The 16,516-nt window shown below is 60.4% G+C and carries 12 protein-coding genes and 1 pseudogene; 3 read left to right on the top strand and 10 right to left on the bottom strand.

Annotation, left to right across the window (positions count from 1 at the left end; genetic code table 11):
* Positions 1-266: 266 nt before the first annotated feature.
* From ACZ9DP_RS16310 to ACZ9DP_RS16290, 5 genes and pseudogenes are all read right to left on the bottom strand, one after another.
* The gene (locus ACZ9DP_RS16310; RefSeq protein ID WP_476202899.1) at positions 267-1,454 is read right to left on the bottom strand and encodes a Gfo/Idh/MocA family protein; all 1,188 of its coding nucleotides are present in this window, start codon (positions 1,452-1,454) and stop codon (positions 267-269) included.
* 165 nt (positions 1,455-1,619) lie between these two features.
* Entirely contained in the window at positions 1,620-2,672 is a 1,053-nt protein-coding gene (locus ACZ9DP_RS16305) for a sugar phosphate isomerase/epimerase family protein (RefSeq protein WP_194728234.1), read from the bottom strand.
* A gap of 240 nt (positions 2,673-2,912) precedes the next feature.
* The gene (locus tag ACZ9DP_RS16300; RefSeq protein ID WP_194728235.1) at positions 2,913-3,863 is read right to left on the bottom strand and encodes a substrate-binding domain-containing protein; all 951 of its coding nucleotides are present in this window, start codon (positions 3,861-3,863) and stop codon (positions 2,913-2,915) included.
* Between the two features lie 68 nt (positions 3,864-3,931).
* Entirely contained in the window at positions 3,932-4,942 is a 1,011-nt protein-coding gene (locus tag ACZ9DP_RS16295; RefSeq protein ID WP_074069720.1) for an ABC transporter permease, read from the bottom strand.
* A gap of 73 nt (positions 4,943-5,015) precedes the next feature.
* Positions 5,016-6,540 (bottom strand): annotated as a pseudogene (locus tag ACZ9DP_RS16290) (sugar ABC transporter ATP-binding protein).
* 169 nt (positions 6,541-6,709) lie between these two features.
* Here ACZ9DP_RS16290 and ACZ9DP_RS16285 point away from each other — a divergent pair.
* Positions 6,710-7,741 (top strand): LacI family DNA-binding transcriptional regulator, encoded by a 1,032-nt coding sequence (locus ACZ9DP_RS16285; protein WP_074069722.1) that lies wholly within the window; start codon positions 6,710-6,712, stop codon positions 7,739-7,741.
* Between the two features lie 46 nt (positions 7,742-7,787).
* Here the strand turns inward: ACZ9DP_RS16285 and xylA are convergent, their stop codons facing one another.
* From xylA to ACZ9DP_RS16260, 5 genes are all read right to left on the bottom strand, one after another.
* Positions 7,788-9,098: a xylose isomerase gene (gene xylA / locus ACZ9DP_RS16280; protein ID WP_074069723.1), complete on the bottom strand. Its 1,311-nt coding sequence runs from the start codon at positions 9,096-9,098 to the stop codon at positions 7,788-7,790.
* A 156-nt stretch (positions 9,099-9,254) separates the two neighbouring features.
* Entirely contained in the window at positions 9,255-10,709 is a 1,455-nt protein-coding gene (gene xylB / locus ACZ9DP_RS16275; RefSeq protein ID WP_283069614.1) for a xylulokinase, read from the bottom strand.
* Between the two features lie 16 nt (positions 10,710-10,725).
* Positions 10,726-11,751, bottom strand: a complete 1,026-nt coding sequence (locus ACZ9DP_RS16270) for a LacI family DNA-binding transcriptional regulator (RefSeq protein ID WP_476202898.1) — start codon at positions 11,749-11,751, stop codon at positions 10,726-10,728.
* 131 nt (positions 11,752-11,882) lie between these two features.
* Complete coding sequence (locus ACZ9DP_RS16265; protein ID WP_283069616.1) at positions 11,883-13,472, bottom strand: DHA2 family efflux MFS transporter permease subunit; 1,590 nt, start codon at positions 13,470-13,472, stop codon at positions 11,883-11,885.
* A gap of 21 nt (positions 13,473-13,493) precedes the next feature.
* Positions 13,494-14,708 carry an HlyD family secretion protein gene (locus ACZ9DP_RS16260; RefSeq protein ID WP_476202897.1) on the bottom strand — a complete coding sequence of 405 codons (1,215 nt, stop codon included), beginning with the start codon at positions 14,706-14,708 and terminating at the stop codon, positions 13,494-13,496.
* A gap of 149 nt (positions 14,709-14,857) precedes the next feature.
* Here ACZ9DP_RS16260 and ACZ9DP_RS16255 point away from each other — a divergent pair, with 149 nt between their 5' ends.
* Both ACZ9DP_RS16255 and ACZ9DP_RS16250 read left to right on the top strand, forming a co-directional pair.
* Entirely contained in the window at positions 14,858-15,532 is a 675-nt protein-coding gene (locus ACZ9DP_RS16255) for a TetR/AcrR family transcriptional regulator (RefSeq protein WP_239596858.1), read from the top strand.
* Between the two features lie 103 nt (positions 15,533-15,635).
* Positions 15,636-16,475 carry a GyrI-like domain-containing protein gene (locus ACZ9DP_RS16250; RefSeq protein ID WP_476202896.1) on the top strand — a complete coding sequence of 280 codons (840 nt, stop codon included), beginning with the start codon at positions 15,636-15,638 and terminating at the stop codon, positions 16,473-16,475.
* The last annotated feature ends 41 nt before the right edge of the window (positions 16,476-16,516 follow it).

Here is a 16,516-nt window from a genome sequence, read left to right as displayed (position 1 = left end):
CGTTCGAGCGGCGGTTTAGCCAAAGGAACCGGCGTTGTACAGAGTGGAAATGTCAATCCTGCAACGTTGCAGACGAATAGCGGACCTAACGGGTATAGCCAGACTAGGCGCCGCCCCTCACGCTAACTTCTCCCCGCAAACCGGGCGAGGGAACGTCTCTCACGCAAGCGCACGTTCTAATGAAGCGATGCGACACATACCCTTCTCCCCGCTCGCGGGGAGAAGGTGGCGTCAGCCGGATGAGGGGCTCGCCCAAGACCTGGTTATCAGACCTTGACCCAAGCCCCATTCCGCTTCGACGAAGCAACGCAGGCCTCGACAAAGGCAACGCCCTTCACGCCGTCATCGACGGTCGGATAGACCACGGCCTTGGCGACCGCTTTGTCTTTCTTGTGCGCATTGATTGCATGCGCCGCTTCCGTGTAGATCGTCGCGAAGGCTTCGAGGTAGCCTTCCGGATGGCCGGACGGAATGCGTGAGACGCGGGCAGCGGCGGCACCGGAACCCGCGCCGTTGCGGGTAATCAGCCGCTTCGGCTCGCCGAACGGCGTGTACCAGAGATAGTTGGGGTCAGCCTGCACCCACTCGAAGCCGCCCTTGGTGCCGTAGACGCGGATCTTCAGCCCATTCTCATGGCCGGGAGCCACCTGGCTGCACCAGAGCATGCCCTTGGCCGGCTTCTCCTTGCCTTTTGCCTTGAAGCGCAGAAGCACGTGAGCGTTATCGTCCAGGCGACGGCCTTCGACGAAACTATCGAGATCGGCCGCGAGACTATCGAGCTCGAGGCCGGTGATGAAGGAGGCAAGGTTATAGGCATGCGTGCCGATATCGCCGGTCGAACCACCTGCGCCCGACTGCGCCGGGTCGGTGCGCCAGACGGCCTGCTTGGCACCGCTCTGCTCGACAGGCTCTGTCAGCCAGTCCTGTGGATATTCGGCCTGCACGATGCGGATATCGCCGAGTTCGCCATTGGCAATCATCTCGCGCGCCTGACGGACCATCGGATAGCCGGTGTAATTGTGCGTCAGGATGAACAGCGCGCCGCTCTCGTTGGCGACCTTCTTCAGTCTTTTGGCATCGGCAAGATTGGATGTCAGCGGCTTATCGCAGATGACGTGGATGCCCCGGCGCAGGAATTCCTTGGCGGCATCGTAGTGAACATGGTTCGGCGTGACGATCGAGACCGCCTCGATGCCGTTCTTAAGCTTCGCCTCACGGATCGCCATCTCCCGGTAGCTCGCGTAGGTGCGCGACGGGTGGAGGCCGAGATCGCGGCCCGATGCGATCGCCTTTTCCGGCGTCGACGACAGCGCACCTGCGATGAGCTCGTATTGATCGTCGATGCGAGCCGCTATGCGATGCACGGCGCCGATGAAAGCACCCGCTCCGCCGCCGACCATTCCGAGGCGGATGCGCGGCTCGCGCGCCTGTTCCGTTGATCCTTCAATTGCCATAGGTTCCTCCAAAGAAATGATTGTTTGCCGACGGTGCCGCGGTAGCCGGATGAGGGGGTGCGGCGGACGTAGTCTTTCGCTGTGTGCTCAAGACGTCGCTCCGCTGCGCCCCCTCATCTGTCCTTCGGACATCTTCTTCCCGCAGGGAGAAGAAAGGAGCAAGGCTCAGAGCCCGAGCATGCGGCGGTTCGCCGCCTGGTCCGTACCGCTGCCGGCAAAATCGTCGAAGGCCTTCTCCGTGACGCGGATGATGTGTGCTTTGACGAACTCAGCACCCTCACGCGCACCGTCTTCCGGATGCTTCAGCGCGCATTCCCATTCGACAACGGCCCAGCCGTCGAAATTGTTGGCCGTCATTTTCGAGAAGACGGCGCCGAAATCCACCTGGCCGTCGCCGAGCGAGCGGAAGCGGCCAGCGCGATCGACCCAGCCCTGATATCCGCCATAGACGCCCTGACGCCCGGTTGGATTGAACTCCGCATCCTTGACGTGGAACATCTTGATGCGATCCTTGTAGATGTCGATGTTGTCGAGATAGTCGAGGCACTGCAGGACATAGTGCGATGGATCGTAGAGCATGTTGGCGCGCGGATGGTTGCCGACCCGCTCCAGGAACATCTCGTAGGTGACGCCATCATGCAAATCCTCGCCGGGATGGATTTCATAGCAGACGTCGACGCCGCACGAGTCGGCATGGTCGAGGATCGGCTTCCAGCGGCGGGCAAGCTCGTCAAAGGCCGTTTCGACAAGACCGGCCGGACGCTGCGGCCACGGGTAGATGAAGGGCCAGGCAAGCGCTCCTGAAAAGGTCGCATGTGCCTTGATGCCGAGGTGCTTGGAGGCCGTCAGCGCCATCTTCACCTGCTCGACCGCCCATTCCTGCCGCGCCTTCGCATTGCCGCGCACTTCCGGTGCGGCAAAGCCGTCAAAGGCCTCGTCATAGGCAGGATGCACGGCCACCAGCTGGCCTTGCAGGTGGGTCGAAAGCTCGGTGATCTCGATACCGTTTTCCCGCGCCTTGCCGGCGAATTCGTCGCAGTAATCCTTGGAGCTGGCAGCCTTCTTCAGATCGATCAACTGACCGGCCCAGGTCGGAACCTGCACGCCCTTGTAGCCGATATCAGCTGCCCATTTGGTGATCGCATCCCATGAATTGAAAGGCGCGGCATCGCCCGCAAACTGCCCGAGGAATAGGCCGGGCCCTTTGATCGTCCTCATATCAGAATCCTCCCTGATGATCGACCGTAAACGTTTATGATGACTTCCAGCACGCGGCTTGGCGGGAGCAAGGCGCCCACGCCCTTGCGCAGATGCAGCTGAAAAGCCGAAAATCTGAAGCGAACTAATCATGCCTGTCTGGAGGCCGCAAGAGGTACGTGCCGCATTCTTGACCGCAGCGCGTGCGCAAGCAAAGAAAATGCGTCCATCCTTGCGAATGGGCGCATTGCAGTCGGAAGATCAGAACGGAGAATCCGCGAAGTAGAAGTCCTTGGCGTTATCCTTGGTGATGAGCGTCGCGTCGAGGATATAGGTACCGCGCACCGGAACCTGATCGTAGAAATTTGCTGCCGTCATTTCCATCGCCGTGGCGACCATCGCCGGCGGATAGAGAACGTCGACGGGGATCAGCTTGTCGCCGTCCATGACCTTCTTGACCATGTCCTTGGAGCCGGCGCCGGCGATAACGTACTGGATGTCCGTACGCTTGGCCTGCTCGATGGCCTGCAGCACACCGACGGCCATGTCGTCGTCCTGGCACCATACGACGTCGATCTTCTGGTACTTCGTCAGATAGTCCTGCATGACCTTGAAGGCGTCGTCGCGGTTCCAGTTGCCGTACTGGCGGTCAAGAACCTTGACGTTCGAACCGGCGATGCCCTTGTCGAAGCCGTCCTGGCGCTGCTGGTCGATCGGGATCGGCAGGCCGCGGATGACGACCACCTCTGCATCCGGCGTGTTTTCCTTGATGTACTTGCCGGCGACTTCGCCGAGCGCCGGGTTGTTGCCGGCGACGTAGAGGTCGCGAACGGAATCATCGTTGTTGCTCGGCGCACGGTCGACGAGCGCCACGAACTTGCCGGCGTCCTTGATTTCCTTGATGGCGTTGACGAGCGGATCCGGATCCGACGGCAGGATGACCAGGGCATCAATGCCTTGTGTCGCAAGATCCTGCACGGCGTTTGCCTGGCTTGCGGCATCTGGCGAGGTCTTGACGATGACGTTCAGGCCCGGATGTTCGGCCATCAGCAGCTTTGCCACGCGCTCTGCATGGAAGACGACGCCAGCCGTCCAGCCATGGTCGGCTGCCGGAATGGAAACGCCAATCGTTACCTTCTTGTCCTGGGCATACGAGACGCCCGTGAGGACCGCCATGGCGGCGACGGCCAGCCCCAAAATTTTTTTACGCATTTTTCTCTCTCCCAAATAATGACTGGGCCTAGTCGATCGAGGACCGGGCGACCCATAAACCCGGCTATTCACGATTTACGCACCAGCGACCGCTGAACCAGCATGGCGATGATGATGATCGCCCCCTGGATGGCGCCGATCAGGTATTCGCTGATGAAATTCGAAAGCAGCATGATGTTGCCGACGAGTTCGAGAATGAAGGCGCCGCAGATCGTGCCCCAGACCCGGCCCGCGCCACCCTTGAGCGCCGTGCCGCCGACAACCACGGCGGTGATCGCCTGCAGTTCCCAAAGGATGCCCGTCGTCGCCGAGGTCGAGCCAAGCCGCGGCACGTAGAGAAGCACGGCGATGGCGACGCACAGGCCCTGGATGACGAAGGCGATGGTGCGCACGCGATTGACGGCGATACCGGAATAACGCGCCACATCGCTGCTGGAGCCGACCGCCACGACATGCCGCCCATAGCGGGTACGGTAGAGGACGAAGGCTGCAACGCCGGTGACGGCAAGGATCACGGCGATCGGAACCGGCACGCCAAGGATGGAGCCGAAATAGGCCGGGCGATAGAGTGACTGCAGCTCGGGCTCGCGCAGCGTGATGGCGCCGCCCTGCGAAAGCCAGGTGGTCAAACCGCGATAAACGCCCATGGTGCCGAGCGTTGCGATGAAAGGCTCGATCTTACCAACGGTGGTGATGAGACCGTTCGCAAGGCCGCATGACGCCCCGATCACGATCGTGAGCACGATGGCAGCCGTCAGCATCAGCGCCGGATCGGCGATCGCGCCGGAATTCATGAACAGGATCATCAGGCTGGCGACGAAAGCGACCATCGACCCCACGGAAAGGTCCAAGTCACCCGCCGAAATCACGAAGGTCGCGCCCACGGCAATGATGGCAATGAAAGCGCTTCTCGTCGCAACATTGGCAAGGTTCGTGATGCCGATGAAATTCGGATTGACCAGCGCCCCGACCACGAGAAGCAACGCCAGCGCCGCGAAGGGCGCGACCGCCCGAAGATCGACATCGCGCCAGGAACGGCGCCGGCTTTCCCTTTCGCTGCTTTCCTCGCTTATACTCATGTTCAAAACCAACCTCCCGTCCCATTGTCCCTGGGAATTCGCCGCTACGCCTCGACCGGATTATTTCGCCTGGTCAGGCAGCAATCTTTTTTTTCAATCCCGCCGCGTAGCGCATGATTTCCTGTTCCGAGATCTCATCGCCCTCCAGAATGCCGACGATCCGACCTTCGCGCATCACGGCGATACGCGTGCAAAGTCCGATCACCTCCGGCATCTCCGAAGAAACCACGATGATTGAATGACCATCGCGGGCCAGTGCCGAAATAAAATGATAGATCTGCTGCTTGGTGCCGACATCGATGCCGCGGGTCGGCTCGTCGATGATGATGATCTGCGGCTCGATCTCCATGACTTTCGCCAGTAGCAATTTCTGCTGGTTGCCGCCGGACATGCGGCCGGCAATGATATTGCCGTCCCTGACGCGGATGTCGAAGCGGCGCCGGGCCCTTGCCATCGCAGAGGCTTCGCTCGCAGCGCTCAAATAGCCGAACCGGCCATGCTTGTCCAAGGATTGCAGCGTAAGGTTGGCGACCATGCCGGAGTTGAGAAGCAGTCCCTTGGACTTGCGGTCCTTGGTCATGTAGGCCAAGCCAGCGCGATTTGCGGCATGAACGTCGTGCGGAGGCACGGACTGACCGTTGACCGTGACTTCCCCCGATGCGCGCGAGCGCAAACCCATGATCGCCTCCATAAGCTCGGTACGGCCGGATCCGATCAAGCCGGAAAACCCGAGGATCTCCCCTCTCCGGACCTCGAAACTGGCATCGCGGACATAGTGGGTCGACACGGAATTGACGCTGAGGACGACCTCTTCGTCGACATCGGGCTCGTTCTTGGCGGGATAAAGGCTGGAGAGCTCCCGCCCGACCATCAATTGAGCGATCGTTTCGCCGTCGAGGATCGAGGTAGGCGAGGTCTTCACCCATTGGCCGTCGCGCAGCACCGTCACCCGGTCGGTCAGCTCCATGACTTCGTCGAGCTTATGGGAAACGAAGACGAAGCTCGTTCCCTGGTCGCGAAGCTTGCGCACCCTGCTTGAACAGGAAGTTGATCTCCTCGCGCGATAGCACCGCGGTCGGTTCATCCATGAATACGATCCGCGCATTGCGGCTGATCGCCTTGGCGATCTCTACCATCTGCTTGTCGGCGATCGACAGCGTGTTGATCTGCGCATTCACGTCGACATGCGAGCCGAGGAGATTAAGGACGCGCCGCGCCTCGGCGCGCATATACTTGCGGTCGAGCACCCCGAAACGCGTGACTTCGCGGCCGAGAAACAGGCTCTCGGTGACGGTCAAATGTTCGGCGAGATTGAATTCTTGGTGAATGATGACGATGCCGAGCGCCTCTGCGGCACCATTGGGCGGCAGCTTCACAGGTTCGCCGTCGAGCAGGATTTCGCCGGAGCTTGGCTCTTCGAAACCGGAAAGGATCTTGACGAGGGTGGATTTGCCGGCGCCGTTTTCGCCCATCAGCGCATGGATTTCGCCGGCGCGAAGGTCGAAATTGACGCTGAAGAGCACCTGCACGCCGCTGAAAGATTTGCTAATTCGCCTTGCAGACAGCAGCGCCGCACCTTCGACGGTCTCCGGACCCATTATTCCCTCCCCAACGGCTCCCGCCCGCTTTATGCGACTGTGTAAACCTTTACATTGGCGATGTAAAGGTTTACATCATAGCATACATGAGAATTTTTCAGCGTCGCCTTTGACCTTCGGGGAAGTCTGTGTAGTGTCCCGGTCAAGACGAGACCCAAGGCAGAGCGCAGTGTCGAATTCCACCCCCGCAACAATCGAAGACGTCGCCCGAATTGCCCAGGTTTCGATTGCAACGGTCTCCCGCGCGATCCATATGCCCGAGAAGGTCGCGAACTCGACACGCCTCAAGGTCAACCAGGCAATCGCCATCACCGGCTACACGACGAATGCGATGGCGCGCAGCCTGCGGCTCGGCCGCTCGAACATGATTCTCGTGGTCGCGCCCGACATCGGCGACCCGAATTTCTCCAACATCCTGGTCGGATTGGAGAATGAAGCCCGCGCGCACGGCTACGGCATTCTCATCGGCCATACGCAGAACGATGCGCAGCGCGGCCTCGAATACCTGAAGTTCCTGAATTCCAATCAGGCGGCCGGGCTGATCCTCTTCACCGGCATCCTGCCCTTCGGCCACCAGACCATGACCGCGCGCCTGCCGCCCAGTGTCGGCGTCTTCGAGCCGGTCTTCAACGGCGGCATTCCCTATGTCGGCGTGGACGACATCGCGGGCGCCCGCAAGGCCGTCGACCTGCTGATTGCCGAGGGCCATCGAAAGATTGCCTTCATCGGCGATTCGCGCACCCGTCTCGCCTACAGCCGGCGGCGCATGGGGTATGAAGCCGGAATGGATGCCGCTGGCGTCAGTCCCGACCTTCGAATTGTCTTCGAAGGCGACGGCACGATCGAAAGCGGCCGGCTGGCGGTCGAACAGCTTTTTATGCGCGATACCCTGCCGACGGCCTTCATGTGCGTCAACGACCAGACCGCCATCGGTGTGATGATCGGCCTCGGCGCGCGCGGCTACGATATTCCTCGGGATTTTTCCGTGACCGGCTTCGATGACGTGCCTCAAGCCGTCTTCATGTCACCCTCGCTGACGACGATCCGCCAGCCACGCACTGCCATCGGCAAGCATGCCATGGCACTCCTGCTCGAGCTCCTGTCAGACGGTCAGCCCGCCGAGACGGAAATCCTGCTCAGACCCGATCTGGTGGTCCGCAACTCGGTCTCTGCGCCCTCGCGCAACTGGACAAGGAAGTAAGAAGGACGGCGGCAGCCGAGTGAAGGCTGCAGCCGTCCCGCATTGCTTAAACGTAGCGGTTGACGACGTTTTCCAGCAGTTCCTGCTTGCCGGATTTCGGCTGCGGGTTGATGTTCCTGGTTTCAACCCACTCGGCGATCTGCTCCAGCGAGTATTCGCCGCGCAAGAGCTTCTGGCCTTCAGCGGCGTTCCAGCCGGCATAGCGATCCTCGAGCGGTTTGGAGAGCGCCCTGTCCTCGATCATCTTGGCGGCCGCCTTAAGGCCGCGAGCGCAGCAATCCATGCCGCCGATATGGCCGATCAGCAGGTCTTCCGGATCGAGCGACTGGCGGCGCAACTTGGAATCGAAGTTCGTGCCGCCGGTCTTGAAGCCGCCGCCTGCTAGGACGTGGTAATAGGCCAGCGCCATTTCCGGCACGTTGTTCGGGAACTGGTCGGTATCCCAGCCGGACTGGTAATCGTTACGGTTCATGTCGATCGAGCCGAAGATGCCGAGCGCGTTGGCAAGTGCCAGCTCGTGCTCGAAGGAATGGCCGGCGAGGATCGCGTGGCCTTGCTCGATATTGACCTTCACCTCATTTTCCAGGCCATTCCTCTTCAGGAAGCCGTAGACGGTCGCGACGTCGTAGTCGTACTGGTGCTTGGTCGGCTCCTGCGGCTTTGGCTCGATGAGGATCGTGCCCTTGAAGCCTATCTTGTGCTTGTATTCGACGACGAGGTTGAGGAAGCGGCCGAGCTGATCGAGCTCGCGCTTGAGGTCGGTGTTGAGCAGCGTCTCATAGCCTTCGCGGCCACCCCAAAGCACGTAGTTTTCGCCGCCGAGCTTCTGCGTCGCATCCATGCAGGTCTTCACCGTCGCAGCCGAAAATGCAAAGACATCCGGATCCGGATTGGTCGCGGCACCCGACATGAAGCGGCGGTTCGAGAAGAGGTTCGCCGTGCCCCAAAGCAGCTTGACGCCGGTCGCAGCCTGTTTTTCGGCAAAGTAGTCGACAATCTCGTCGAGGTTCTTCGTGTTCTCGGCAAAGCTGTTGCCTTCCGGGCGAACGTCGGCGTCGTGGAAGCAATAATAAGGCGTGCCGAGCAGCTGGAAGAATTCGAAGGCGACATCGGCCTTCAGTTTCGCTGCCTTCATCGTGTCTTCGAACCAGGGACGCAGGAAGGTCTGGCCGCCGAAGGGGTCGCCACCCGGCCAGGTGAAGGTATGCCAATAGGCAACCGCAAAGCGCAGGTGGTCTTCCATGCGCTTGCCCATGACAATTTCGTCGGGCTGGTAGTGGCGGAAGGCCAGCGGATTGGTGCTGTCCGGGCCTTCATATTTCACTTTCTGGATATCGCCGAAAAATCCGGTGCTCATGGTATTGTCTCCTTGGGTTCACTCTTGTTGGTTATGCAGCCAGGCGCCCTCACCCTACCCTCTCTTCGCTGGGGAGAGCGGGGACAGGCGCCGCCGCAAGTACTTTCTCCCCACGGGGAGAAGGTGCCGGCAGGCGGATGAGGGGCAGCCTCGACCTCAATGCGCCAGCGATTTGATCGCCGGATAAAGCGCCCGATAGCGCCTGTAGGCATCCTCATAGGCACCACTCAAAGCCGCGACCGGCTCGATCGTTTTTGCCGTCTTCGGCGGCGTGCAGACTGAAACCGGCTCGGCGCCTGTCGCCGCGATCAGCCCAAGCCTCGCCGCCCCGAAGGCCGCGCCGAAATCGCCGTCGGCGGGCAGATCGACCGGAACGCCGAGCGCCGTTGCGATCGACGCCAACCAATAGCGCGAGCGCGAGCCGCCGCCGATGGCGGTGACGCGGGATATATCGGTGCCTGCCGAACGCAGCGCTTCGAGATTATCGCGGATTGCAAACGACACACCTTCGAGCACCGCCTGTGTCAGCACAACCCGACTGCTCTCATGCTCGAGGCCGATGAAGGCGCCACGGATGACGGCATCATTGTGCGGCGTGCGTTCGCCTGAAAGATAAGGAAGAAAGGTGACACCAGAGGGTGTCTTCAGCGTCTCGCCGAGTTCGTTCGTGAGATCGGCAGCGGACTGACCAGTGACGTTCGAATGCCAGTTCAACGCATCGGTGGCCGAAAGGATAACGCCCATCTGATGCCAGGTGTTGGGTAGTGCGTGGCAGAAGGCATGGACCGCACTCTCTGGCTTCGGCAGGTAGGCGGCATTCGCCGCGAAGAGAACGCCGGACGTGCCGAGCGAGACGAAGGCCGCGCCATCGCTAACCGTGCCCATGCCGCAAGCAGACGCTGCATTGTCCCCTGCCCCGCCGGCAACGACAGCGTCGCCTGCAATACCCAACTTGGCGGCGAGTTCGCCGCGCAGCTTTCCTGCCTGCGCGGTGCCTTCCACCAGCGCCGGCATCTGCTTTTCGTCGAGACCCGTCGCGGCAAGAAGCTCCGACGACCATTTGCGTTTGCCTGTATCGAGCCAGGACGTACCGGCAGAATCCGACATTTCGGAAATGTGCTCGCCCGTCAGCCAGAGCCGCAGATAGTCCTTCGGCAGCAGCACCTTGGCGACCTTGGCGAAAATTCCGGGCTCATGCTTGGCGACCCAGGCAAGTTTCGGTGCGGTAAACCCGGGAAAGACGATGTTACCCGTCAGCTTGCGGAATTTCGGGTCGGCATCCAGCGCCGCTGCCTCGACATAAGAACGCGTATCGTTCCAGAGAATGCAGGGACGCAGCACCCTATCGTCGGCATCAAGGAGCGTCGCGCCATGCATCTGGCCGGAAAGGCCGACGCCTTTGACGGCCGCGAGCTCTTTCGGGTGTTTCGCTTTCAGGCCCGCAACAGCCTCCTCCGTTGCGCGAATCCAATGCGACGGTTCTTGTTGCGACCAGCCGGAATGCGGCCGCGAAACATCGAGCGAACCATTCGCCGAGCCGATGATCTTCTGATCGCCGTCGATGAGCATCGCCTTGACGCCCGAGGTTCCGAGATCGAGACCCAGATACATGTCATTCTCCTTGCCGTTACGGCAGATTGTCTTTCAGGAATATGTCGAGCCGGATCCGCTCCTGCGCATCGATGACGGCAAGCCCGTCGGCCTTTGCTTTGAGAACTCGGATCGCACTTCGGACCTCATGGCCGGCGTTCTGATTGAGGATCGCATCGATCGTGCCGTCGATGAGGGCTGCACGCGTATGGACGGTCAATTCATGGGCGACGACTGTCAGCGGGCGGCTTGAGACTCTCGCCTTGAGCGCCCTGACAAGGCCACGGTTGCCGGCGCCTAGGCTGTAGACGCCAATCACCCGCTCATGCTTGGACAAGACGTCGGCGACCAGCATATGCGCCAGTTCCGGATCGTCGCGGCCTTCGAGGACCGGCAGGATGGAGAGCTTCGGAAACTCCTGCGCCATCAGCGCGGCAAAGCCTTCCAGCCGCTCGCGATGGTCGCGCACCAGCATGGAGCCGGCAAGCACCGCCACCTCGCCCTTGGCATCGCCAAGAAAGCGTCCGAGAAGACGCGCTGCGGTTCTTCCGGCGGCGATATTGTCGACACCCGCATAATGATGCCGGCGCGAACCGGTGAGGTCTGAAACCAGCGTGACGACAGGAATCCCGTCGGCCACGAGCCTGTCGACCGCAGCGACGACCTCGGGTGCGTCGGTGGCGACAAGCGCAATCCCGGCGGGACGTTCATCGGCAAGCTTTTCGAGCGCCGTAACCAGAGCGGCCGGATCGAAGGCGGCAACCTCCAGTGTGCGAATACTCGTCCTCTCGGACGGCGAACGGATCATCGCTTCGCGGATCTCGGCGTGCAGCCCGTGCATGAAGGAATTGTCCGAGGCGGGCAGGATGAAAACCAAAGGATAGGTGCGGCCCTTAGCGAGGTTGGCGGCGGCAACATCGCGCACATAGCCGATCTCGCGGATTGCCGTTTCCACTTTTTCGCGCGTGATGCGGCGGACACCGGGGCGCTGGTTCAGAACGCGGTCAACGGTCGCCAGACTGACCCCCGCCGCAGCGGCGATATCATGAACTGTAGGCCTCATCGCTCCTCCTGATGAAACCATTATCGCCAAATTTGATGTACGTAAATCAAAAATTTCAAACGGCTGTCTAGCACCCATAAAAAGGCCGGCATGGTCTCCCAAGCCGGCCGTCATTTCGAACCTTCGAACGCTCAGTGGCCTCCGCTGCCACCGCCGCCGCCCTGGGGTTCCGGTTTCTTGATCATCGCGACCCCGAGGATCATGGCCATGAAAAGTACGGTCAGGATCAGGAATACGTCGCTGAAGGAGAGAATGATCGCCTGTCTGGTGGCAAGCCCGACCATCTGCTTGATCGCGGCCGAAGCCCCGTCCAAGCCATAGGAGTTGAAGTTGGCAGTGAGGTTGTTCATCTGGTCGATCGCGGCCGGATTACCCCAATCCATGTTTTCCCGCAGCCGCTCGTAGTGCACGTCCTGACGGTTGGAGAGAACGGTGTTGATCACCGCAAGGCCGACTGCCCCGCCGAGGTTACGAGTGAGGTTGAACAGACCGGAGGCACCACGGATACGTGAAGGCGGCATCGTGCCGAGCGCGATGTTGTTGATCGGCACCATGCACATCATGAGCCCGAAACCGCGCAGGATCTGCGGGATGAAGAGCTCGTAGAAATCCCAGTCTTCGGTCAGGTGGGTCATGACGAAGGTGCCAGCCGCGAAGCTGGTAAAGCCGATCACCATCATCAGGCGAAGGTCCATCTTCGTCGACAGCCGGCCGGCAATCGGCGCAGTGAGGAACATCGCAAGGCCGGAGACAAACATGGTCTCGCCGATCATCAGCGAATCGTAACCGCGGATGCGCCCCAGATAGACCGGATAGATATAGGTGAGGCCGTATAGCCCGATCCCCATGACGAATGAGAACACCGAACCGAAGGAGAAATTCCTGTTGGTAAAGGCTCTGAGGTCGACGACCGGGAAGTCCACGGTGAAAGCGCGATAGAAGAAGATGATCGCGCCTGCCGCGGAAGCCACAGCACCGGCGACGATATAACTGTCGTTGAACCAGTCGTTCGAATTGCCTTCCTCCAGCACATATTCCAGCGCACCGAGGAAAACGCCCATGGAGATAAGGCCCCACCAGTCGAACTTCCTGAAGAGCGACAGTTCCGGCTTGTCGAAGTCGATGAAATTCCAGGTGATGGTGGCGACCAGGATACCGGGAATGACGTTGACGAGGAACAGCCAGTGCCACGAGAAGGCGTGGCTGAGATAACCGCCGACGGTCGGGCCGATGGTCGGCGCAAGGGTGGCGATCAGGCCAATGATAGGCGAGACGATGCTGCGCTTCGACGGCGGGAAGATGGTGAAGGCGGCCGCGAAGACGGACGGAATCATACCGCCGCCGATGAAGCCCTGGATGGCGCGGTAAACGATCATCTGGTCAATGTTCGTTGCCGTTGCGCAGAGCACGCTCGACAGCGTGAAACCAGCAGCCGAAATAGCGAAAAGATAGCGTGTCGAGATGATGCGAGCGAGCGTTCCCGACAGCGGAATCATGATGACTTCCGCAATCAGGTAGGACGTCTGCACCCAGCCGATCTCATCCGAGCCGGCGGAAAGGCCTGCTTGGATTTCCGCGAGCGATGCGGAGACGATCTGGATGTCGAGGATCGACATGAACATGCCAAGCACCATCGCAAAGAATGCGATGAGCTTGCGCGGGTCCATTCGCTCTTCGGAACCGGCGACCGGAATGGCGCCTGCTGTAGCGGTGGTAGCCATTGGCCTACTCCGGCTGGCTGATCACTTTGCTGCCTGCTCTCTACCGGGGGCCGTGCGGGTATCGACATCGACGACGACGCTCAGGCCGGCGCGCAAGCGGCCGCTGTCGAGCGCATCTTGAGGCAGCGCAATGCGGACCGGGACGCGCTGGATGATCTTGGTGAAATTGCCCGTCGCATTTTCCGGCGGCAGTAGCGAGAAGACGGAGCCGGAGGCCGGCGAAATCGACTCGACGGTGCCGACGATCGGATGGTCGTCATAAGCGTCGACATGCACGTTGACCTTCGAGCCCGGAACCAGGTGCTGGATCTGCGTTTCCTTGAAGTTGGCGTCGATGAAGAGCTGACGCACCGGAACCAGTGCCATCAGGCGCTGGCCGGGCGAAACGAGATCGCCTTCCTGAACAGAGCGGTTGCCGACGACGCCATCATAAGGTGCCTTGAGGATTGTGAAGGACAGATCGCGGGCTGCCTTGTCCCGCTGAAGCTCGAGCGTGCGAACCGAACCTTCGGCTTCCCTGCGCTGCGCCTCGAGAATGGTGACATTTGCTTCCGCCGACTTGATGTTGGCGTCACCGCCGACGAGATTGGCCTTGGCCTGGTCGAGAGCAATATTGGCAGTGTCGAGATCGGCCGTAGTGCCGACCGACTTCGCCTGGAGGTCCGCCTGGCGCTTCTGTGTGATCTCAGCGCCACGGACTGCCGCCTCAAGAGCCACCTTGGAGGCCTGGGCCTGAGCAAGCGCTGCCTTGGCTCCTTCGATCTGCGCGTCGATGCGGCTCAGCGACAGCTTCTCCGTAGCGATCTGGGCTTCGGCCTGGTCGAGGGCATTTTGATAATCGCCGTTGTCGAGCGTGGCGAGCACGTCCCCGGCCTTCACCTGCTGGTTGGCGACGACATTCACCTTCGCGACATAGCCGGTGACCTTTGGCGAGATCGTTGCGATATCGCCTTCGATATAGGCGTCGTCGGTCGAGACCATGAAACGGCCGTTCGTCCACCACTCGTAGCCGTATGACGCACCGCCGGCAAGAATAGCGAGCGCCACGATCGGTAGCACCAGGCCGCGGCGCTTCTTCTTTTCAGCCGGAGCGGTCTGCGTATCGGGAGCAGTCTGAGGGGCACGCGGAGCTTCCGCAGTCGCCGGTTCGGCAGGGACAACGGCGTCCGGCACCGTCTCGTCCCTTGCGGAATCGCTGACAATGCGGGCGACATTCGATTTCTGGTTGGACGACATGAGCAAAGACCGGGTAAATCGAGTGACATTGATCGAACTGAACGGTTCGGTTCAGTTGACATAAGACCTTTTTAAAGTCATATCAAGTTATATCGAACCAGGCGGTTCGATTTTGTATGTTCGCACCTGCGAACGTAGTTAAGGAGACAATGACAGAAATCTTCAAAGATACGGTCGAAGCCCCGGCCGCAAGCGGCCGATGGGCGGCAGGAGAGGATCCGGCAAAGCGCAGGCAGATCCTTGAAGGGGCGAAGCGTGTCTTCATGAAACTCGGCTTCGATGCCGCGAGCATGAACGATGTGACGCGCGAGGCTGGTGTTTCGAAAGGAACACTTTATGTCTACTTCGCCAACAAGGAAGAGCTTTTTACTGCGATGATGGAGACCGAGCGCGCCGCTTTTGTCGCCAGCGTGCGTGCGGCTCTCAATGCCAATCCCGATCCGGACACGGCTCTTTACGATTTCGGCATGACCTTCGTCCGGCACACAACCGAAGAAAAGGTCATCAATGCCATACGCACCGTCATCGGAGTGCGCGACCGCATGCCGCACCTTTGTCAACGCTTCTTTACCGGCCCCGAAAACATCCGGACCGTCCTCACCGACTATCTGAAGGCGCAGGTCGCCGCCGGGCATTTTGTGATCGAGGATGTCGAGCTTGCCGCTCGCCAGTTCCTGGAACTGTGCGGCGGAGGCTTCTTCAAGTTGCGCCTCTTGGGCGACATGGCGGGTCCTCCCTCCGAGGAGGAGATGAGCCGCATCATCCGCGGTGCGATCCGCGTCTTCCTTGCCGCCTATGGCGTTAACCAGAACCGGCCAGCCTGAACGTCTTCGATTTCTTTCGGCGTTGCACTAAAATCCAGCAAAAGCGATCAAACCTGCTTGCCGGTTTTACTCTAATCAGGAGACCGCAACCAAGGAAGTGTGCATGAGTGCCATTGGACGGGCGATTTGGTTTATTGAAAGCCATTCCGCCAGCGATATCTCGCTGGATGATATCTCGGATGCCGCAGGTCTGTCGCGCTATCATCTGTCGCGCGTCTTCGGGCTCGTCACCGGCCACTCGATCAGCGGCTATCTCCGCGGACGTCGTCTGAGCGCCGCCGCATTGGCCCTGATCGGCAGTTCATCGAGCATCCTCGAGGTTGCCCTCGGCGCGAGTTACGGCTCGCACGAGGCTTTCACCCGTGCCTTTCGCGACCAGTTCGGCATCACGCCGGACGCGGCTCGCAAGCAGGGGCACGTCCGCAACCTCGCTTTAGTGGAGCCGATCAAAATGGACCCCGCACGCCTCAACGAACTTGAAGAACCCCGCTTCGAAACCCTACCGCCAATGCTTTTTGCCGGACTGCAAGAGGCCTATGGCTACGGCGGCAATGCCGCGATTCCCTCACTTTGGCAGAAATTCAACTCTTATTTCGGCAATATTTCCGGCCAGCGCGGCAACGCCGCCTATGGCATCTGCACACATATCCAAGGAGAAACCGAAACGTTCCGCTATATGGCAGGTGCCGAAGTCACAGACGCCAGCGACCTGCCGGAGGGTTTTACGACGCTAAAAGTGCCCGGTCAGCGCTACGCTGTCTTCACCCATCGCGGCCACGTCTCCGCTGTTGCGGCAACGATGCATCATATCTTCGGGACATGGCTCCCCGCCTCGGGTCTCAAGCACGCCGAGATGCCAGACATGTTCGAACGCTACGACGAGCGTTTCGATCCCCATACCGGCATGGGCATCACGGAAATCTGGATACCGGTGAAGGAATAAAAGCCTTCCCGCTTTCGTATATTCCCCTGCGCGCTTGTTTC

The organism is Rhizobium sp. USDA 4016 (assembly GCF_056279705.1).
The sequence above is the reverse complement of the archived record's forward strand: the minus strand, read 5'-3'. Positions and strand labels throughout refer to the sequence as shown.